Genomic DNA, 20,092 nt, shown 5'->3' with positions numbered 1-20,092 from the left:
CTGCCCTACACCACTGACAATCGGCCCGACCCCGGGACAGGCGAGCCGGGCGGCCCACCGGCACCAACCGCACGCAAGGGAAAGCAGACCCCGGTCGGGACCGGACGGACCATCCGGCCCGTCCCCGTCCCCCGCTCCACGCCTCAGACGGCCCGGTTCCTCCGGGCGGCCAGCTCATCGGCCGGGTTGTGCCTGACCACCGTCTCGCCCGTGTCCACCCGCTCCCCGTGCAGCTGCGACAGCGCGTTCTCGACATCGCGCCAGACCACGCCCACGGCGATGCCGAAGACTCCCTGGCCGCCCTGGAGCAGGCTGACGACCTGATCCGGCGAGGTGCACTCGTACACGGTGGCGCCGTCGCTCATCAGCGTCATCCGCTCCAGGTCCGAGAAACCCCGGTCGCGCAGGTGCTGCACGGCGGTGCGGATGTTCTGCAGCGCCACCCCGGTGTCCAGGAAGCGCTTCACGATCTTGAGGACGACCACGTCCCGGAAGCTGTAGAGGCGCTGCGTCCCCGACCCGTAAGCGGGACGCACCGTGGGCTCCACCAGCCCGGTCCGTGCCCAGTAGTCGAGCTGCCGGTACGTGATGCCGGCCGCGGCACACGCCGTCGGCCCCCGGTATCCGACCTGCTCGGGTGCGGACTCGCCCCCCACCGACTCGACCGGCCCCACCGAACCGACCGGCGCGGGCTCCGGCTGACGGCGCGCGGAGTTCACCGCACCACCGTGCAGCGGGTACGGCCCACCGTCACTCCGTGCGGGGATGCCCCCGGTCATACCGTCGCCCGTGACTCTCACGCCGACCCTCCGTCCTTGACCTGCCACCTCGAAGGTAGGCAGTCACCAGGGGTGCGTCAACGATCGCCACACTCGGCACGCCGAGTGATAATCACCCTGAGAGTGGTTTCCCGTACCCCATTGCGGGGAAAGGCTACTCGAATGGGCTGAAATATCCGGGAGGACGGCGCGACCCGCGCCTCACTGCGGGCCGGTACCGAAGTCCTCTGGCGAGATCTGGTCGAGGAACTCGCGGAACTTCTCCACCTCGTCCTCCTGCTCGTCCGGGATCGCGATTCCGGCGTCGTCGAGCACGCCGTCGCTGCCGTAGATCGGCGTCCCGGTCCGCAGGGCGAGCGCTATGGCGTCGGAGGGCCGCGCGCTCACCTCGACTCCACTGGCGAAGACGAGCTCCGCGTAAAAGACGCCCTCCCGCAGATCCGTGATCCGGACTTCGGTGAGCTCCTCGCCGATCGCTTCCAGCACGTCCTTGAAAAGGTCGTGCGTCAGCGGCCGGGCAGGGGCCATGCCCTGCTGCGCGAAGGCAATGGCGGTCGCCTCCCCTGGTCCGATCCAGATGGGGAGGTACCGGTCGCCTCCCACTTCACGCAGGAGCACGATCGGTTGGTTCGAGGGCATTTCCACCCGGACACCCACAACGTCGAGCTCGTTCACACAGCAACCCTAGGACCTGCCCGGCAGGTTTGGGTAGTCGGGCTCCCCCAAGCCTGCCCACAAGCCCGTCCGAACTCACCCGAAGTCGGCGCGAAAACCCCGCGGGATCAGTGGATCCGCACCCCGAGAGCAGTTTGCACGAGGGCCTCGTGCAGCCGTACGGAGAGCCCCGCGAGCTCCTTCATGGTGGCCTCGGCATGGGCCCTGGTCTGCGGATTGCGGTGCCGGCGCAGCGGCGAGACGACCTGCTCCACCAGACCGGCCTCCCGGTCGGCGGCGGCCTTCATCGCCCGCAGGTGGCGCGGCTCCAGACCGAATCGGCCGAGATCGGCCACCAGACGGGCCACGGTGACCGCCTCGGCGTCGAATCCGCCGCCGGGCGCCTCCGCGATGAGCCCGTAGGACTCCCATTCCACGAGCTGGACCTCGTCCACCTCCGCGGCGGCCATCAGCTCGGCCCGGCCCACCCGGGCCACGGTCGGCCGCTCCCGGCCCACCTCGCCGTAGAGGGCGACGGGGCTCGTGGGGTCGACGGACTCCCCGTGCGCCGTGGGCGCCGGGATGCGGATCTGCTCGCCCCGTGCGAGCGCGTCGAGCTGCTCGCGGATGACCTTCAACGGAAGGTAGTGGTCGCGCTGGAGCCGCAGGACGTGGGCGAGGCGCTCCACGTCGTCGGTGCTGAACTTGCGGTATCCGGAAGGTGTGCGCCGGGGCTCGACGAGCCCCTCCGCCTCCAGGAAACGGATCTTCGAGATCGTGACTTCGGGGAACTCGTCACGCAGCATCGTGAGCACCGTTCCGATGCTCACCAGCCGCACGCCCGAGGAGGCGGCGGTGGCGGTGCCGCTCTTGGCGGCACCGCCTGCCGGGATACGCAGCATGGGACCTTCCCTTGAAGGGTCAGTGCCCCCGCAGGCTCGCGTAGAAGACCAGCCGGTACTTGCCGATCTGCACCTCGTCGCCGTTGTGCAGGGCGACGGAGTCGATCGGTTCACGGTTCACGTACGTGCCGTTGAGGCTGCCGACGTCGGAGACGGTGAAACCGTCGTGGCTCCTGCGGAACTCGACATGACGCCGGGAGACGGTGACGTCGTCCAGGAAGATGTCGCTCTGCGGGTGCCGGCCGGCCGTCGTCAGCTCACCGTCCAGAAGGAACCGGCTGCCGGAGTTCGGGCCGCGCCGCACGATCAGCAGGGCGGAACCCGGAGGCAGCGCTTCCACCGCGGCCTGGGCCTCGGGGGACAGCGAGGACGACACGTGCGTCTGTCCCGACACCTCGGCCTCGTAGGCCTCCAGGCCCGAGATCGAGATGGTGGACGTGGTCTCCGAGGCACGCTCCGGCGTCAGACCCGGCCGCAGCGGCGCCCCGCAGTTGGAGCAGAACCGGCTCGCCGCATCGCTGCGGTGCCCGCACCTGCTGCAAATCTGCTCGGCCGACATGGACGGCTCCTCGCGCCGCGGCTGCCCCGCGGAGGCATTGGTGGCATACGGGTCGGGGGCAAACCCTCCACCCGTACTTGAGGTTGATGGTTCACCGAAACCTATGCGTCCGGTACCGGCAGGGTCAACAGTCGACGCGCCGTGCGCGCCCGAAATGTCACCCGCTCCGGCGACCTCGTCGCGGAAGAGCGGCCGGTCGCCCTGCCCTTCCACGTCGCCGTGCCCCGCGCGGTGCCTGGCCGCACCGCTTTCCTCGCGGTTCTTCTTGCCGAACAACTTCTCAAACAACTTCACGGGCGATTCCCCTTGACCGAAACAGACCCGCCCGTGGGGCAGGACGAACTCCGAATGCAACACCTGCCGACCCGGACATACTTACAACGTCCGTAACCATCAGACAGTTTCCACCACGCACCGCGACTTCGGTGCGTCGACCCCCCGCAGGCATTCGCCCGCGTGAGCCGGTCTCCGGCACCTCCCGCATCACGACGATGACGACCGAGCGTAGTCAGGCTGCTTCGCAGCCCGCAAGGCATCCACAACGATCTTCGCCGGACGTGTGACGCTGACGACCGCCTGCTCCTTCTCCAGCGACTGCACGACGCCACCGGGGATGTTGAGCGCCGGCTCCAGGTCCTGCGGCTTGCCGATCACCTTGAACTCATATGGCTGTGTGATCTTCTTACCGTCGATCGCGACCCCGTCCTCCTCGTCCGAGAAGTACGAGTCCGCCACGATCCGCACCCCGTTGATCTGGATCGCCTCGGCCCCGGCCGCCCTCAGCTCCTGGAGGGTGTCCAGCAGCTTGTCCGACTGCACCTGGCCCTTGGGGTCCGTGATCTTCAGCACGATGCCCGGACCTTGCGCGGCCACCGTACCGGCCAGGATCCCGAGTTGGCGTTCCTTCTCCACGGTCTGCTTCCGGGCCTCCTCGGCCTGGTTGGAGCTGCTTTCGAGCTCCCGGCGCTGGTCGTCGAGGATCTGCTTCTCGTCCTCCAGCCGCTTGGTCCGCCCGTCCAGCTCGTCGAGGATCCGTACGAGGTCCTCCTGACGGGCCCCGCGCAGCGCGCTGGAGTCGCTGTTCGACCGTACCTGGATGGCCAGACCGAGCCCCAGGACGAACAGCAGCACCGCGACGATCAGTTGGGCGCGGCTCACCCGCGGCGGCCACAGACCGGCCGCCAGCCGCTGCCTGCCGGTCTGCTCGGGCCCGGTCGGCTGGGTCCCGCCCGGCGCCTCTGCGGTCTCCTCCCGGGCCCCCTCCTGCGCCACGGGCTCGGCCGCGCGGCCCACGGGCCCGGCCGGCGGCTCCAGCGGAGGCTGTTCCTTCGGCCGCTGCGCCGCGGCCCCGGGCTCCTCGGGCGGGGTGTCGTTCGTACTCATCGGCCTCACGCCCGGAACACGTGCCGGCGGATGGCCGCGGCATTGGAGAAGATGCGGATGCCGAGGACGACGACCACACCCGTGGACAGCTGCGAGCCGACCCCCAGCTTGTCGCCGAGGAAGACGATCAGCGCCGCCACGACCACGTTCGACAGGAACGACACCACGAAGACCTTGTCCACGAAGATGCCGTCCAGCATCGCGCGCAGGCCTCCGAACACCGCGTCCAGCGCCGCGACCACGGCGATCGGCAGATAAGGCTCCACCACGGCCGGCACTTCGGGCCGGACGAGAAGTCCGACCACCACTCCGACCACGAGGCCCAGTACCGCGATCACGATGCACCCTTCTGCTGCTCTGCTGCTGTAGCCGTACGTACGGTCAGGCTCGACGCGGCCGGAAGGCGCATCTCGGCCTCGGACGACAAGGAGTAGCGGATGCCGTAGTTCTCCTGCAGCACATGCAGGTACTGGCCGTCCGCCGAGTCCTGGAACGCGGTTCCGAGGCGCTTCTTGTCGCCGACCGCCAGCACTTCGTACGGCGGCACCAGCGGCCTGTTGTCGACCAGTATCGCGTCACCCGCGGCCCGGATCGCCGAGAGCGACGTCAGCCGCTGCCCGTTGATCGAGATCGCTTCCGCCCCGGACTGCCACAGCCCGTTGACGATCTTCTGCATATCGCGGTCGCGGAGCCGCCCGGTGTCCGAGAATCCGGCGCTCTCGCGCGGCTGGGAGCCGTCCGCGGTCGTCGAGCCCTTCGCGTCGTCCACCGTGAGCTTGATCCCGGGCCCGTGCACTTCGGTGGCTCCCGACAGCAGGGCCAGGAGCTGTCCCTGCTCGCCGCCGTGCTGCTTGAGGGCCTCGCGCTGCCGGGCGGCGACGGTGTCCCGCAGCCGCTCGATGTCCCGCTCCAGACCGTCCGCGTGCGCATCGGCCCGCTCGACCCGGTCGATGAGTTCGTGACGCTCCTTGGCCAGCACCGGCGCGGTCGCCCGTGCCTGCGCGGCGCCCAGGGTGACGACCATGGCGGCGAGCACGAGCCCGGCGGCGAGACCCAGTTTGGCCTTGAGGGTCCGCGGCAGGCCGGACGTGCCCTCGGCCTGGCGCCGGGCAGAAGCCTCCGCGTAGCCCTCGTCGAGGGAGTGGTCCATCACGTGCGTCAGCAGCGACATGGAAGCGTCCGGCCGCGCCGGAGGTGCCGAACTGCGGTTGTGGGGCGGCTGCGACATGCCGCACATCGTCGCATGTCGGCGCCGCTCCCACCGAATGCGGACGTCCGGTGGACCGGCGGGACCTTCGCCCCGCCCGCTCCACCGGACCTCCGCCCTACGCCGCTGCGGTGCGGCCTACGCCGTCCCGTGCGGGGCGCTCAGTGCCCGGCACCGTCCACCACCGCGGCCCAGCCGTCCAGCAGCGCCTGCGCGGACGCGTCGTCGGGTCCCTCGGCCCACAGGTGGGTGACCGCCTCCGCCGGGTCCGGCAGCACCAGGGCCCACCGCCCGTCGGCCTCGACGACCCGTACCCCGTCCGTGGTGTCCACCTGCCGGTCCCCGGCCTCCTCCACGACCCGTCGCATGACGAGCCCCTTCACGGCCCACGGGGTCGGCACGTCCCGCTTGAGCACGTGCGCCCGCGGGATCCGGGCATCGATCTGGCTGAGCGTGAGCTGCGTCCGCGCCACCAGCCCGATCAACTGCACGAAGGCGGCCGATCCGTCGAAGACGCTGCTGAACTCGGGGACGATGAAGCCGCCCCGCCCGTCACCGCCGAAGATCGTGTTCTCCGCGCGCCCCACCCGGGTCAGATCGTCGGGCGAGGTCGTGGTCCACTCCACCTGGGTCCCGTGGTACGCCGCCACCTGCTCGGCGATCCGGGTCGTGGTCACCGGCAGCGCGACCTTGCCGCTGCGCTTCTCGGCGGCCACCAGGTCGAGCAGCACCAGCAGGGCGCGGTCGTCCTCGATGATGCGGCCGCGCTCGTCCACGAGGGAGATCCGCTCGCCCACCGGGTCGAAGCGGACTCCGAAGGCCGCCCGCGAGGACGCCACGATCTCCCCGAGCCTGACCAGTCCCGCCCGGCGGGATTCGGCCGTCTCCGTGGGCCGGGACTCGTCGAGCCCCGGATTGACCGTGAGGGCGTCCACTCCGAGCCGGCCCAGGAGGCTGGGCAGCACCAGGCCGGCGCTGCCGTTGGAGGCGTCCACGACGACCTTGAGCCCGGAGTCCGCGACCCCGGTGATGTCCACGCGCCGCAGCAGGGATCCCGTGTAGGCGTCGAAGACGCTTCCCGGGAACTGCAGGTCACCGATCTCTCCGGGGAACGCACGCCGGTACTCCTGGCGCGCGTAGACCCGGTCGAGCTTGCGCTGCTGCTGGAGGGAGAGGTCCGCCCCCCGCTCGTCGAGGAACATGATGTCGACCGAGTCGGGCACGCCCGGCGAGGTCCGCAGCACGATCCCGCCCGCGCTGCCGCGCGCGGTCTGCTGCCGCGCCACGGGCAGCGGTACGTTCTCCAGGTCCCGGACGTTGATGGCGCTGGCCTGGAGCGCCGAGATCACGGCCCGCTTGAGCGCTCTCGCGCCACGGGAGTGGTCACGGGCCGTGGTGACCGTCGCACCCTTCTTCAGGGTCGTCGCATAGGCACCTGCCAACCGGACCACGAGCTCCGGGGTGATCTCCACGTTCAGGATCCCGGTGACCCCGCGCGCGCCGAACAGATGTGCCTGCCCGCGGGACTCCCAGATGACCGAGGTGTTGACGAAGGCGCCGGCCTCGATCGTCTTGAAGGGGTAGACCCGGACGTTCCCCTGGATGATCGATTCCTCGCCGACGAGGCACTCGTCGCCGATGACGGCCCCGTCCTCGATCCGGGCGGCGCGCATGATGTCGGTGTTCTTGCCGATGACACAGCCGCGGAGATTGCTGTGCGGCCCGATGTACACGTTGTCGTGGACGACGGCCTTGTGCAGGAACGCACCGCTCTTCACCACGACGTTCGATCCGATGACGGTGTGCTCGCGGATCTCGACGCCGGCCTCGACCTTGGCGTAGTCCCCGATGTACAGCGGCCCGCGCAGCACCGCGTCCGGGCTCACCTCGGCCCCTTCGGCGATCCACACGCCGGGGGAGATCTCGAAGCCGTCCATGTCGACCTGGACCTTGCCCTCGAGTACGTCGGCCTGGGCCTTGACGTAGCTCTCGTGGGTGCCGACGTCCTCCCAGTAGCCCTCGGCGACGTAGCCGTAGATGGGCCGGCCTTCCTTCATCAGCTGCGGGAAGACGTCACCGGACCAGTCCACGGAGACGTCCGCGTCCACGTAGTCGAAGATCTCCGGCTCCATGACGTAGATGCCGGTGTTGATCGTGTCCGAGAAAACCTGGCCCCAGGTCGGCTTCTCCAGGAAGCGCTCGACCTTGCCTTCCTCGTCCACGATGGTGATGCCGAATTCCAGGGGGTTCGGCACCCGGGTCAGGCACACGGTGACGAGCCCGCCCTTCTCCTTGTGGAAACGGATCAGGTCGGTCAGGTCGAAGTCGGTGAGCGCGTCGCCGGAGATGACGAGGAAGGTGTCGTCCTTCAGAGCCTCCTCGGCGTTCTTCACGCTGCCGGCGGTCCCGAGTGGCTTCTCCTCGTTGGCATAGGTGAGCTCCATTCCGAGCTCCTCGCCGTCACCGAAGTAGTTCCTGACGAGCGACGCCAGGAACTGCACGGTGACCACGGTTTCGTTGAGCCCATGCCGCTTGAGCAGCCTGAGCACGTGCTCCATGATCGGCCGGTTGGCCACCGGCAGGAGCGGCTTGGGCATGCTTGAGGTCATGGGGCGAAGCCGAGTGCCTTCGCCACCAGCCATCACGACGGCCTTCATGTCGGAAGAGTCCTCCTTGAGAGACGGCGTATCGCCGACCTCACCCGTCCCGGACGGTGACTGGACCACTCCCCCGCGTCAGTCACGCCGAGCGAGCTCAATCGGCCGTGGCGTCCGCCTTCACCAACCGGCGGACTTGTACCACGTAAAGGACTCCTGCCCACCAATAGAGGGTTGTACCCCATCCGGCGAACGCCCATCCGAAAACTGACCCCATCCAGGCCAACCAACCCGACCAGGTGCTCACCAGGAGGAAGGGGAACGCGTACATCAGGTTGAAGGTCGCGGCCTTGCCCAAGAAGTTGACCTGGGGCGGCGGATAGCCGTGCCGGCGCAGGATCCAGACCATGACCAGCAGCATCAGCTCGCGCGCGAGCAGGGCGCCGGTGAGCCAGAGCGGCAGGATCTCGCGGTACGTGAGACCGAACAGGGTGGACAGGATGTAGAGCCGGTCCGCGGCGGGGTCCAGCAGCCGGCCGAGGCTGCTGATCTGATTCCAGCGCCGGGCCAGCTTCCCGTCGAGGTAGTCGCTGATCCCGCTGAGCATCAGGACGGCAAGTGCCCAGCCATCGTGCTCGGCCAGGATCAGCCACAGGAACAGGGGTACGCCTGCGAGGCGAGCCATGCTCAGGATGTTCGGAATGGTGAAAATTCGGTCAGTCTGAACCCGAGTCTCCTGGACCTCCACCCGGGGGCCTCCACTGTGACTGTAGAAATGTCGAACGATGCACCCTGACCCTACAGGAGCCGGTGCACCGGTCCGTAAACGCAGAAAAGCCCCGTACCGGTTACCCGGTACGGGGCTTTCTACAATGATTGTTCGGCGGCGTCCTACTCTCCCACAGGGTCCCCCCTGCAGTACCATCGGCGCTGAAAGGCTTAGCTTCCGGGTTCGGAATGTAAACCGGGCGTTTCCCTAACGCTATGACCACCGAAACACTATGAAGTTAACCAAACCGGATATGACACAGTTCGTTACTTCAGAACTAACACAGTGGACGCGAGCAACTGAGGACAAGCCCTCGGCCTATTAGTACCAGTCAGCTCCACCCGTTACCGGGCTTCCACATCTGGCCTATCAACCCAGTCGTCTACTGGGAGCCTTACCCTCTCAAGGAGGTGGGAATACTCATCTTGAAGCAGGCTTCCCGCTTAGATGCTTTCAGCGGTTATCCCTCCCGAACGTAGCCAACCAGCCATGCCCTTGGCAGGACAACTGGCACACCAGAGGTTCGTCCGTCCCGGTCCTCTCGTACTAGGGACAGCCCTTCTCAATATTCCTACGCGCACAGCGGATAGGGACCGAACTGTCTCACGACGTTCTAAACCCAGCTCGCGTACCGCTTTAATGGGCGAACAGCCCAACCCTTGGGACCGACTCCAGCCCCAGGATGCGACGAGCCGACATCGAGGTGCCAAACCATCCCGTCGATATGGACTCTTGGGGAAGATCAGCCTGTTATCCCCGGGGTACCTTTTATCCGTTGAGCGACGGCGCTTCCACAAGCCACCGCCGGATCACTAGTCCCGACTTTCGTCCCTGCTCGACCCGTCGGTCTCACAGTCAAGCTCCCTTGTGCACTTACACTCAACACCTGATTGCCAACCAGGCTGAGGGAACCTTTGGGCGCCTCCGTTACTTTTTGGGAGGCAACCGCCCCAGTTAAACTACCCATCAGACACTGTCCCTGATCCGGATCACGGACCGAGGTTAGACATCCAGCACGACCAGAGTGGTATTTCAACGACGACTCCACAACCACTGGCGTGGCCGCTTCAAAGTCTCCCACCTATCCTACACAAGCCGAACCGAACACCAATATCAAACTATAGTAAAGGTCCCGGGGTCTTTCCGTCCTGCTGCGCGAAACGAGCATCTTTACTCGTAGTGCAATTTCACCGGGCCTATGGTTGAGACAGTCGAGAAGTCGTTACGCCATTCGTGCAGGTCGGAACTTACCCGACAAGGAATTTCGCTACCTTAGGATGGTTATAGTTACCACCGCCGTTTACTGGCGCTTAAGTTCTCAGCTTCGCCACACCGAAATGTGACTAACCGGTCCCCTTAACGTTCCAGCACCGGGCAGGCGTCAGTCCGTATACATCGCCTTACGGCTTCGCACGGACCTGTGTTTTTAGTAAACAGTCGCTTCTCGCTGGTCTCTGCGGCCACCCCCAGCTCACGGAGTAAATCCGATCACCAGTGATGGCCCCCCTTCTCCCGAAGTTACGGGGGCATTTTGCCGAGTTCCTTAACCATAGTTCACCCGAACGCCTCGGTATTCTCTACCTGACCACCTGAGTCGGTTTAGGGTACGGGCCGCCATGAAACTCGCTAGAGGCTTTTCTCGACAGCATAGGATCATCCACTTCACCACAATCGGCTCGGCATCAGGTCTCAGCCTTATATGAGGGACGGATTTGCCTACCCCTCGGCCTACACCCTTACCCCGGGACTACCACCGCCCGGGCTGGACTACCTTCCTGCGTCACCCCATCGCTTACCTACTACAAGTCTGGGTCACCGGCTCCACCACTTTCCTTTCCCCGAAGGGTCCGGAACGGCTTCACGGGCTTAGCATCGCCTGATTCGATATTGGGCGTTTCAAAGCGGGTACCGGAATATCAACCGGTTGTCCATCGACTACGCCTGTCGGCCTCGCCTTAGGTCCCGACTTACCCTGGGCAGATCAGCTTGACCCAGGAACCCTTAGTCAATCGGCGCACACGTTTCTCACGTGTGTATCGCTACTCATGCCTGCATTCTCACTCGTGAACCGTCCACAACTAGCTTCCGCTGCTGCTTCACCCGGCACACGACGCTCCCCTACCCATCACAGCGGGCGTTGGCCCTATTGCTGCAATGACACGACTTCGGCGGTACGCTTGAGCCCCGCTACATTGTCGGCGCGGAATCACTTGACCAGTGAGCTATTACGCACTCTTTCAAGGGTGGCTGCTTCTAAGCCAACCTCCTGGTTGTCTCTGCGACTCCACATCCTTTCCCACTTAGCGTACGCTTAGGGGCCTTAGTCGATGCTCTGGGCTGTTTCCCTCTCGACCATGGAGCTTATCCCCCACAGTCTCACTGCCACGCTCTCACTTACCGGCATTCGGAGTTTGGCTAAGGTCAGTAACCCGGTAGGGCCCATCGCCTATCCAGTGCTCTACCTCCGGCAAGAAACACGTGACGCTGCACCTAAATGCATTTCGGGGAGAACCAGCTATCACGGAGTTTGATTGGCCTTTCACCCCTAACCACAGGTCATCCCCCAGGTTTTCAACCCTGGTGGGTTCGGTCCTCCACGAAGTCTTACCTCCGCTTCAACCTGCCCATGGCTAGATCACTCCGCTTCGGGTCTAGAGCGTGCAACTCAATCGCCCTATTCGGACTCGCTTTCGCTACGGCTTCCCCACACGGGTTAACCTCGCTACACACCGCTAACTCGCAGGCTCATTCTTCAAAAGGCACGCAGTCACGACCGTTATTCCGAAGAATAACGGCGACGCTCCCACGGCTTGTAGGCACACGGTTTCAGGTACTATTTCACTCCGCTCCCGCGGTACTTTTCACCATTCCCTCACGGTACTATCCGCTATCGGTCACCAGGGAATATTTAGGCTTAGCGGGTGGTCCCGCCAGATTCACACGGGATTTCTCGGGCCCCGTGCTACTTGGGAGATTCTTAAGCAAGCCGCTGATGTTTCGTCTACGGGGGTCTTACCCTCTACGCCGGACCTTTCGCATGTCCTTCGACTACATCAACGGTTTCTGACTCGCCGACCGGCCGGCAGACCGGTCAAAAGAATTCCCACAACCCCGCATGCGCAACCCCTGCCGGGTATCACACGCATACGGTTTGGCCTCATCCGGTTTCGCTCGCCACTACTCCCGGAATCACGGTTGTTTTCTCTTCCTGCGGGTACTGAGATGTTTCACTTCCCCGCGTTCCCTCCACACTGCCTATGTGTTCAGCAGTGGGTGACAGCCCATGACGACTGCCGGGTTTCCCCATTCGGACACCCCCGGATCAAAGCTCAGTTGGCAGCTCCCCGGGGCCTATCGCGGCCTCTCACGTCCTTCATCGGTTCCTGGTGCCAAGGCATCCACCGTGCGCCCTTAAAAACTTGGCCTACAGATGCTCGCGTCCACTGTGTAGTTCTCAAGCAACGACCAGTCACCCATCACCCCACCAGGCAAGCTGGCGAGTTTACTGGGGCCGGCATCGCGAAGATAAGACCTTTCGGCCGTACCCTCAGATACCCAACAACGTGCCAAGCACCAGACCTCTTCCGAATCCTCTTTCCACGCCGAAGCAGTACTTGAGAATCATCAGATCATCTGGTGCCAACTAATCAACGTTCCACCCTGAGCTGACCGTGCAGAACGTTTGTCTGCAATCGGTACTGTGCTCCTTAGAAAGGAGGTGATCCAGCCGCACCTTCCGGTACGGCTACCTTGTTACGACTTCGTCCCAATCGCCAGTCCCACCTTCGACAGCTCCCTCCCTTACGGGTTGGGCCACCGGCTTCGGGTGTTACCGACTTTCGTGACGTGACGGGCGGTGTGTACAAGGCCCGGGAACGTATTCACCGCAGCAATGCTGATCTGCGATTACTAGCAACTCCGACTTCATGGGGTCGAGTTGCAGACCCCAATCCGAACTGAGACCGGCTTTTTGAGATTCGCTCCACCTCACGGTATCGCAGCTCATTGTACCGGCCATTGTAGCACGTGTGCAGCCCAAGACATAAGGGGCATGATGACTTGACGTCGTCCCCACCTTCCTCCGAGTTGACCCCGGCGGTCTCCTGTGAGTCCCCATCACCCCGAAGGGCATGCTGGCAACACAGGACAAGGGTTGCGCTCGTTGCGGGACTTAACCCAACATCTCACGACACGAGCTGACGACAGCCATGCACCACCTGTATACCGACCACAAGGGGGGCACTATCTCTAATGCTTTCCGGTATATGTCAAGCCTTGGTAAGGTTCTTCGCGTTGCGTCGAATTAAGCCACATGCTCCGCTGCTTGTGCGGGCCCCCGTCAATTCCTTTGAGTTTTAGCCTTGCGGCCGTACTCCCCAGGCGGGGAACTTAATGCGTTAGCTGCGGCACCGACGACGTGGAATGTCGCCAACACCTAGTTCCCAACGTTTACGGCGTGGACTACCAGGGTATCTAATCCTGTTCGCTCCCCACGCTTTCGCTCCTCAGCGTCAGTAATGGCCCAGAGATCCGCCTTCGCCACCGGTGTTCCTCCTGATATCTGCGCATTTCACCGCTACACCAGGAATTCCGATCTCCCCTACCACACTCTAGCTAGCCCGTATCGAATGCAGACCCGAGGTTAAGCCTCGGGCTTTCACATCCGACGTGACAAGCCGCCTACGAGCTCTTTACGCCCAATAATTCCGGACAACGCTTGCGCCCTACGTATTACCGCGGCTGCTGGCACGTAGTTAGCCGGCGCTTCTTCTGCAGGTACCGTCACTTTCGCTTCTTCCCTGCTGAAAGAGGTTTACAACCCGAAGGCCGTCATCCCTCACGCGGCGTCGCTGCATCAGGCTTTCGCCCATTGTGCAATATTCCCCACTGCTGCCTCCCGTAGGAGTCTGGGCCGTGTCTCAGTCCCAGTGTGGCCGGTCGCCCTCTCAGGCCGGCTACCCGTCGTCGCCTTGGTGGGCCATTACCCCACCAACAAGCTGATAGGCCGCGGGCTCATCCTTCACCGCCGGAGCTTTTAACCCCCGCCCATGCAGGCAGGAGTGTTATCCGGTATTAGACCCCGTTTCCAGGGCTTGTCCCAGAGTGAAGGGCAGATTGCCCACGTGTTACTCACCCGTTCGCCACTAATCCACCCCGAAGGGCTTCATCGTTCGACTTGCATGTGTTAAGCACGCCGCCAGCGTTCGTCCTGAGCCAGGATCAAACTCTCCATGAATGTTTACCGGTAATCCGGTGCACACGCACTTAGAGCGGGACAGTCATGTCGGAATAAGACCGACCGTCCACTGCGTCCTCGCTGTGTAATTGCCTGCAAGTGTCAGGGCCGAAGCCGCGACCTCACAGGTCTTTTTCAAAGGAACCTCATCCACCGAAATGGACGGGGTATCAACTTTTTGGCGTTGATTTTTGGCACGCTGTTGAGTTCTCAAGGAACGGACGCTTCCTTTGTACTCACCCTCTCGGGCTTTCCTCCGGGCTTTCGTTCTGTTCTTGCGTTTCAGACTCTATCAGAGTCTGTCTCGCTTGTTTCCGCCTTCAAGGTCATCCGCTTTCGCGTTTTCCCTTTCCGGCGAGTCCGACTCTATCAGTGCTTTTCCTTCTCTCTGACCACTCTCCTGCTTTGCCGAATAGGCGTGCGGAAAGGAGCAGAGATCAAGATCAGACAAGAGAGAGGAGGAGTCCCGTCCATCAGCCGTTCGCGAAATGTTCACGCGGGGCTTCCTGGCGGGAGTCACGACAGTACAGGTCCACGGGGGCCCGGGCAAATCGATTCAGGCGTATGGTCTAGTCCACCGGTCTAGTCCACTAGTCTCCGTGCCGAAGGACCAGTCCAGTTCGGGACCAACATCGGGCGAACCCGAACATCTTGTGACTTATCCTTCTGGAGAGTACGCCGTTCGCGACAGGTAGTGACGGCGACACGACGAAGCCCCACCCCTGGGAGGCCCCCATGACCAGCGTGACGTCCCCACTTGCCGGGACCGCCATCGGACTCGCGGCAGTGCCCGATCCGGTGTTCTCCGGCGCGATGGTGGGACCGGGCACCGCCATTGATCCCGTGCGCGAGCCTTCGGCGGCGGTGTCCCCCGTAGACGGTGTGGTGGTCTCCCTGCACCCGCACGCGTACGTGGTCGTCGACAACGAAGGCCACGGTGTGCTCACGCACCTGGGCATCGACACCGTTCAGCTCAATGGCGAGGGCTTCGAGCTGCTCGTCAACAAGGGCGACACCGTGACCCGCGGCCAGGAGGTCATTCGCTGGGACCCCGCCGCGGTCGAGGCGGCCGGCAAGTCGCCGATCTGCCCCGTCGTGGCGCTGGAAGCGACTGCCGACTCCCTCACCGACGTCGTCGAGGCCGGAGACATGAAGGCCGGAGACGTTCTCTTCGGCTGGCAGTGACGTATCCGCCTGCTCGGGCGAACTGGACATCCAACGCGGCGGGTGGACCCGCCGCTCAATCGGAGACAGGTGAAATGGAGACAACGCTGCGAGGCGTCGGCGTGAGCCACGGTGTGGCGATCGGCGAGGTTCGGCACATGGGCACGGCGGTTCTCGAACCGCCTGCCAGGCAGATCACCGCGGACGAGGCGGAGCGCGAACAGGGGCGCGCCCGTCAGGCCGTGGAAGCCGTATCGGCCGACCTGATCGCCCGGGGCCAGCTGGCCGGTGGCGAGGCCCAGCACGTGCTCGAGGCCCAGGCGATGATCGCCACGGACCCCGAGCTCATGGCGGACGTCGACCGGCGCATCGCCGTCGGCAGCACCGCCGAACGCGGCGTGTACGACGCGTTCGCCGCCTACCGTGACCTGCTCGCCGGTGCCGGTGAGTACATGGCCGGCCGTGTGGCCGACCTGGACGACGTGCGCAACCGCATCGTCGCGCGCCTGCTCGGTGTGCCGATGCCGGGTGTGCCCGACAGCGACGAGCCGTACGTGCTGATCGCGCGGGACCTGGCTCCCGCCGACACCGCTCTGCTCGACCCGGCGCTCGTCCTCGGTTTCGTGACCGAGGAAGGCGGCCCGACCAGCCACAGCGCGATCCTCGCGCGTGCGCTGGGCGTGCCGGCCATCGTGGCGCTGCCGGGTGCCGGCGAGATCGCCGAAGGTACGGTCATCGCCGTCGACGGCAGCACCGGCGACCTGTTCGTGGAGCCGAGCGCGGCGAAGCGGGCCGAGCTGGAGGCCGCGGCCGCCGAGCGCAAGGCCGCTCTCTCCGCGTCTTCGGGTCCGGGCGCGACGTCCGACGGGCACAAGGTCCCGCTGCTGGCCAACATCGGTGGGCCGGCGGACGTGCCGGCCGCGGTCGATGCCGGGGCGGAGGGTGTGGGCCTGTTCCGCACCGAGTTCCTCTTCCTGGACGACAGCAAGCACGCGCCGACCGAGGAGAAGCAGGTCGAGTCGTACCGCAAGGTCCTCGAAGCCTTCCCCGAGGGCCGTGTCGTCGTACGTGTTCTGGATGCCGGCGCCGACAAGCCGCTGGACTTCCTGACCCCGGCCGACGAGCCGAACCCGGCTCTGGGTGTCCGTGGTCTGCGCTCGCTGCTCGACCACCCGGACGTGCTGCGCACGCAGCTCACCGCGCTGGCCAAGGCCGCCGAGGGACTGCCGGTCTACCTTGAGGTCATGGCCCCGATGGTGGCCGACCGGATCGACGCCAAGGCGTTCGCGGACGCGTGCCGCGAGGCCGGTCTGAAGGCGAAGTTCGGTGCGATGGTGGAGATCCCCTCCGCCGCGCTGCGGGCGCGCTCGATCCTCCAGGAGGTCGAGTTCCTCTCGCTGGGCACCAACGACCTGGCCCAGTACGCCTTCGCCGCCGACCGTCAGGTCGGTGCCGTATCGCGGCTGCAGGACCCGTGGCAGCCCGCGCTGCTCGACCTGATCGCCATGTCGGCCGAGGCCGCCAAGGCCGAGGGCAAGAGCTGCGGCGTCTGTGGCGAGGCCGCCTCCGACCCGCTGCTGGCCTGTGTGCTGACGGGTCTGGGTGTCACCTCCCTTTCGATGGGTGCCGCTTCGATTCCTTACGTGCGGGCGACGCTGGCCAAGTACACCCTCGCGCAGTGCGAGCGTGCGGCTGCGGCCGCGCGTGCCACGGACAGCGCCGAGGAGGCCCGGGTGGCCGCCCAGGCGGTCCTGTCCGGCGAGTAGTACGTCGTCGACGTTCGAGGGGCCTTCGCCGGTGGCGGGGGCCCCTCGGCCGTTGCCGGGTGGGCGGGGTGCGCCGCGCTCAGTGGTGCGGGCCCGGTTCGTCCACCTCGTATCCGGGGCAGTACTCGACGCCGGGCTCGGGGCCCACGGGCTCTCCGGTGTCGGCGTCGGTGCAGTAGGCGTTGAAGACGGCCGCCGCCGAGAGGGGTACCAGGCGGCCGCGGTCCAGGCGCCAGCCGTGGACCCGGTCCCGGTCTCCTTCGGTGGTGGTGCGCAGGACCAGTCCCCCGGGCCCACCGAGGGCCAGGCCCGCGGCGAGGACGGTCACGAAGTCCAGGCCGTCGCGGCCGTCCACCCGGGGGCGGCCGCTGGGGCCGGTGTCGGCGTGCAGGACCGCCACGAGCTGTTCGTCCTGTGCCGGGACGCTGCACACCAGATGGTGGTGGCCCGGGCCGGCCCGGTCCACCAGGCGCCGGAGCACCTCGGTGGCGCGCTCCAGGGAGGCGGTCCCGATGTCCTCCCCGCAGTCGGCGCAGCGGCCCACTTCGGCCAGCAGCGAGCTCGCGTACTCCCAGGTGGCCTGCCGGACGGCCGCGTCCACGAGGAGCGGCACCAGTTCGTCGATGGGCTGGCCGGCATACGGGAGACCGCCGGTGGCGCCGCCCAGTACGGCGGTGAAGCGGGTGCGGGCGCCGGGGGTGTCCGGATCCAGTCCGCGGTCGGCGCAGTAGTCGGCGTACTCCACCGGGTCGAAGAGGGCGATGGTCGTGTGGATGCCCTGGGCCGCGAGGGAGCGGAGCAGCCGGTCCACGTGGTCCAGGTAGTCGCGGTGGTCGTCGAAGGCGAAGCTGCGGTACCCGCGCATGGCCGCGAAGTCCCCGGCGTCGGCCAGGAGGCCGACGGTGCTGGGGACTTCGCGGCGCAGGGTGCGGCGCCTGCCGGTGCGGGCCGGACGGCCCGTGGTGGAGGCGGTTCCGGTGTCGTTCGAGCGTGGCATGGTTCCCCCTGAGTGACGCGATCGCTTACTCACTCAGAGTAATCATTGCCACTGACAGTGGCCGTTCGCGTCAGCCGCGGGTGCGGGCGAGCTCCTCGTAGAAGTGCAGGAGGTCGAGGTTGTCGACGGAGCCGGGGTTGACCGCCTTGGCCATCGGGGCGCCCTGGAGGAGGCGCTTGACGGGGACCTCGATGCGCTTGCCGGTGAGGGTGTGCGGAATGCCCGGGACCTCGATGATCTCGTCGGGGACGTGGCGCGGGGAGAGCTCCTCGCGGATCGTCGCCTTGATCCGGGAGCGGAGCGCGTCGTCGAGGACGGCCCCCGGCGCGAGGTGGACGAAGAGCGGCATCCAGTACCCGCCGTTCGGCTCCTCCAGGCCGATGACCAACGATTCCTTGATTTCCGGGAGTCGCTCGACGGCCTCGTAGATGTCCGCGGAACCCATCCGGACACCTTGCCGGTTCAGGGTGGAGTCGGAGCGGCCGTGGATGACGACGGAGCCGTGGTCGGTGATCGTGATCCAGTCCCCGTGGCGCCAGACACCGGGGAACATCTCGAAGTAGCTGTCGCGGTAGCGGCTTCCGTCGGGGTCGTTCCAGAAGCGGATCGGCATGGACGGCATGGGGTTGGTGACGACGAGCTCGCCGACCTCACCGGTGACGGGCTTGCCGGAGGGGTCCCAGGCCTGGAGGTCCGTGCCCAGGCAGGCGGCCTGGAGCTCGCCGATGTGGACCGGGAGGGTGGGGACGGCGCCAGCGAAGCAGCTGCAGACGTCGGTGCCGCCGCTGACCGAGGCGATCCAGAGGTCCTCGGCCACCTCGTCGTGGAGCCAGCGGAAGCCGTCGGGCGGCAGCGGGGACCCGGTGGTGGCCACGCACTTCACGGCGGAGAGGTCGAAGTCGCGGGAGGGATGGACCTCCGCCTTGCGGCAGGCCATCACGTAGGCGGCGGAGGTGCCGTAGAGCGTGGCCCCGGTGCGCTCCGCGATGCGCCATTGGGCACCCGTGTCGGGGAATCCCGGGCTGCCGTCGTAGAGCACGACGGTGGTTCCGGTCAGCAGGCCGGAGACGAGGAAGTTCCACATCATCCAGCCGGTGGAGGTGTACCAGAAGAAGCGGTCCTCGGGTCCCAGGTCGCAGTGCAGGCCGAGCTGCTTGAGGTGTTCGAGGAGGATGCCGCCCTGCGACTGGACGATGGCCTTGGGCAGGCCGGTGGTGCCGGAGGAGTACAGGACCCAGAGCGGGTGGTCGAAGGGGACCGGTTCGAAGACCGGCTCGGTGTCGCCCGAGGTGAGGGCCGACCAGTCGAGGGCGCCCGCGGGGGCCGGCGTACCGAGGAGCGGAATGTGGACGACGGCGCGCAGCGAGGGGAGCTCGGCGCGCAGTTCGGCGACGGTGTCGCGGCGGTCGTGTTCCTTGCCGCCGTAGCGGTAGCCGTCGACGGTGAAGAGGACCACCGGCTCCACCTGCTGGAAGCGGTCCAGGACGCTGCGGGCGCCGAAATCGGGGGCGCAGGAGGTCCAGACGGCGCCGACGGCGGCGGTGGCGAGGAGCGCGGTGACGGCCTCGGGGATGTTGGGGAGGTAGCCGCTGACGCGGTCGCCGGGGCGCACGCCCAGGGCGCGCAGTTCGGCGGCGAGCGCGCCGACCTGGCGGCGGAGCTCGGCCCAGGTGACGGGGGTGGGCTCGTGGGTCTCGTCCACGTGGAGCAGGGCCGCGTCGGCGGCGCGGGCCGGGTCCTCGGCGGCGCGCAGGGCGTGCTCGGCGTAGTTGAGGGTGGCGCCCTGGAACCAGACCGCGCCCGGCATCGAGCGGTCCGCGAGGACGGCCTCGTACGGGGTGGTGAAGCGGACGTCGAACCACTCGGCGACGGCCTGCCAGAAGGTGTCGAGTTCGTCGACGGACCAGCTGTGCAGGGCCGGGTAGCCGCCGTCCGCGGGGGCGCCGTGGTGTTCGGCGGCCCAGGCCTGGAAGGCGGTGATCCGGGCCGCGGCGATCCGGTCGGGGCCCGGGGACCAGAGGGGCTCGGAGGGGGTGGCTGCTGCGGTCATGCGTCGGCTCCCGGTCACGTCTGCGGTTC

Annotated in this window: 13 protein-coding genes and 3 rRNA genes; 2 read left to right on the top strand and 14 right to left on the bottom strand. The window is 66.3% G+C overall.

All coding sequences use genetic code 11. The features are described from left to right. Positions 1 to 143 precede the first annotated feature (143 nt). The 12 genes from OHA37_RS32845 to OHA37_RS32790 all read right to left on the bottom strand — a co-directional run bounded on the left by OHA37_RS32845 (position 144) and on the right by OHA37_RS32790 (position 14,086). Positions 144 to 800: a MerR family transcriptional regulator gene (locus tag OHA37_RS32845; RefSeq protein WP_266910661.1), complete on the bottom strand. Its 657-nt coding sequence runs from the start codon at positions 798 to 800 to the stop codon at positions 144 to 146. Between the two features lie 180 nt (positions 801 to 980). Further along, positions 981 to 1,454: a bifunctional nuclease family protein gene (locus OHA37_RS32840; RefSeq protein WP_030009777.1), complete on the bottom strand. Its 474-nt coding sequence runs from the start codon at positions 1,452 to 1,454 to the stop codon at positions 981 to 983. A 107-nt stretch (positions 1,455 to 1,561) separates the two neighbouring features. After that, positions 1,562 to 2,335: a transcriptional regulator FtsR gene (ftsR, locus tag OHA37_RS32835; RefSeq protein ID WP_266910659.1), complete on the bottom strand. Its 774-nt coding sequence runs from the start codon at positions 2,333 to 2,335 to the stop codon at positions 1,562 to 1,564. Positions 2,336 to 2,354: 19 nt separating this feature from the next. Beyond that, positions 2,355 to 2,894: an FHA domain-containing protein gene (locus OHA37_RS32830; RefSeq protein WP_323182383.1), complete on the bottom strand. Its 540-nt coding sequence runs from the start codon at positions 2,892 to 2,894 to the stop codon at positions 2,355 to 2,357. Positions 2,895 to 3,377: 483 nt separating this feature from the next. Continuing rightward, positions 3,378 to 4,277: a DUF881 domain-containing protein gene (locus OHA37_RS32825; RefSeq protein WP_266910657.1), complete on the bottom strand. Its 900-nt coding sequence runs from the start codon at positions 4,275 to 4,277 to the stop codon at positions 3,378 to 3,380. A gap of 5 nt (positions 4,278 to 4,282) precedes the next feature. Then, positions 4,283 to 4,615: a small basic family protein gene (locus OHA37_RS32820; protein WP_112452698.1), complete on the bottom strand. Its 333-nt coding sequence runs from the start codon at positions 4,613 to 4,615 to the stop codon at positions 4,283 to 4,285. Beyond that, entirely contained in the window at positions 4,612 to 5,514 is a 903-nt protein-coding gene (locus OHA37_RS32815; protein ID WP_266910655.1) for a DUF881 domain-containing protein, read from the bottom strand. Before OHA37_RS32815 ends, OHA37_RS32820 begins: the two co-directional genes overlap by 4 nt. A 131-nt stretch (positions 5,515 to 5,645) precedes the next feature. Continuing rightward, positions 5,646 to 8,141 (bottom strand): mannose-1-phosphate guanyltransferase, encoded by a 2,496-nt coding sequence (locus tag OHA37_RS32810; RefSeq protein WP_266910653.1) that lies wholly within the window; start codon positions 8,139 to 8,141, stop codon positions 5,646 to 5,648. 97 nt (positions 8,142 to 8,238) lie between these two features. Continuing rightward, the gene (locus tag OHA37_RS32805; protein WP_250745186.1) at positions 8,239 to 8,829 is read right to left on the bottom strand and encodes a CDP-alcohol phosphatidyltransferase family protein; all 591 of its coding nucleotides are present in this window, start codon (positions 8,827 to 8,829) and stop codon (positions 8,239 to 8,241) included. A gap of 130 nt (positions 8,830 to 8,959) precedes the next feature. After that, positions 8,960 to 9,077 (bottom strand): 5S ribosomal RNA (rrf, locus tag OHA37_RS32800). Positions 9,078 to 9,151: 74 nt separating this feature from the next. Beyond that, positions 9,152 to 12,275 (bottom strand): 23S ribosomal RNA (locus OHA37_RS32795). A gap of 286 nt (positions 12,276 to 12,561) precedes the next feature. Beyond that, positions 12,562 to 14,086: ribosomal RNA gene (locus tag OHA37_RS32790) — 16S ribosomal RNA — on the bottom strand. The 16S, 23S and 5S rRNA genes sit together here, the layout of an rRNA operon. Positions 14,087 to 14,821: 735 nt before the next feature. Between OHA37_RS32790 and OHA37_RS32785 the strand changes: the two genes are divergently transcribed. Together OHA37_RS32785 and ptsP are read left to right on the top strand one after the other, a co-directional pair. After that, positions 14,822 to 15,271: a PTS sugar transporter subunit IIA gene (locus OHA37_RS32785; protein WP_266910651.1), complete on the top strand. Its 450-nt coding sequence runs from the start codon at positions 14,822 to 14,824 to the stop codon at positions 15,269 to 15,271. 74 nt (positions 15,272 to 15,345) lie between these two features. Beyond that, positions 15,346 to 17,016: a phosphoenolpyruvate--protein phosphotransferase gene (gene ptsP, locus OHA37_RS32780; protein WP_266910649.1), complete on the top strand. Its 1,671-nt coding sequence runs from the start codon at positions 15,346 to 15,348 to the stop codon at positions 17,014 to 17,016. A gap of 79 nt (positions 17,017 to 17,095) precedes the next feature. Here ptsP and OHA37_RS32775 read toward each other — a convergent pair whose 3' ends face one another. Continuing rightward, positions 17,096 to 18,013 carry a hypothetical protein gene (locus OHA37_RS32775; RefSeq protein WP_266910647.1) on the bottom strand — a complete coding sequence of 306 codons (918 nt, stop codon included), beginning with the start codon at positions 18,011 to 18,013 and terminating at the stop codon, positions 17,096 to 17,098. Positions 18,014 to 18,083: 70 nt separating this feature from the next. Then, a complete protein-coding gene (locus OHA37_RS32770; protein ID WP_266910645.1) occupies positions 18,084 to 20,063 on the bottom strand; it encodes an acetoacetate--CoA ligase in 1,980 nt (659 codons plus the stop codon). Positions 20,064 to 20,092 lie beyond the last annotated feature (29 nt).

This window comes from Streptomyces sp. NBC_00335 (genome assembly GCF_036127095.1).
GTDB lineage: Bacteria > Actinomycetota > Actinomycetes > Streptomycetales > Streptomycetaceae > Streptomyces.
Note: the sequence above shows the minus strand (reverse complement) of the source record. Positions and strands in the feature narration are given on the sequence as shown.

What these genes read in the sequence shown, in the direction of transcription:
- OHA37_RS32830 (WP_323182383.1), bottom strand. Translation starts at nt 2,894, where the DNA reads ATGTCGGCCGAGCAGATTTGCAGCAGGTGCGGGCACCGCAGCGATGCG.
- ftsR (WP_266910659.1), bottom strand. Translation starts at nt 2,335, where the DNA reads ATGCTGCGTATCCCGGCAGGCGGTGCCGCCAAGAGCGGCACCGCCACC.
- OHA37_RS32770 (WP_266910645.1), bottom strand. Translation starts at nt 20,063, where the DNA reads ATGACCGCAGCAGCCACCCCCTCCGAGCCCCTCTGGTCCCCGGGCCCC.
- OHA37_RS32785 (WP_266910651.1), top strand. Translation starts at nt 14,822, where the DNA reads ATGACCAGCGTGACGTCCCCACTTGCCGGGACCGCCATCGGACTCGCG.
- OHA37_RS32815 (WP_266910655.1), bottom strand. Translation starts at nt 5,514, where the DNA reads ATGTGCGGCATGTCGCAGCCGCCCCACAACCGCAGTTCGGCACCTCCG.
- OHA37_RS32825 (WP_266910657.1), bottom strand. Translation starts at nt 4,277, where the DNA reads ATGAGTACGAACGACACCCCGCCCGAGGAGCCCGGGGCCGCGGCGCAG.
- OHA37_RS32775 (WP_266910647.1), bottom strand. Translation starts at nt 18,013, where the DNA reads ATGCCACGCTCGAACGACACCGGAACCGCCTCCACCACGGGCCGTCCG.
- ptsP (WP_266910649.1), top strand. Translation starts at nt 15,346, where the DNA reads ATGGAGACAACGCTGCGAGGCGTCGGCGTGAGCCACGGTGTGGCGATC.
- OHA37_RS32810 (WP_266910653.1), bottom strand. Translation starts at nt 8,141, where the DNA reads ATGAAGGCCGTCGTGATGGCTGGTGGCGAAGGCACTCGGCTTCGCCCC.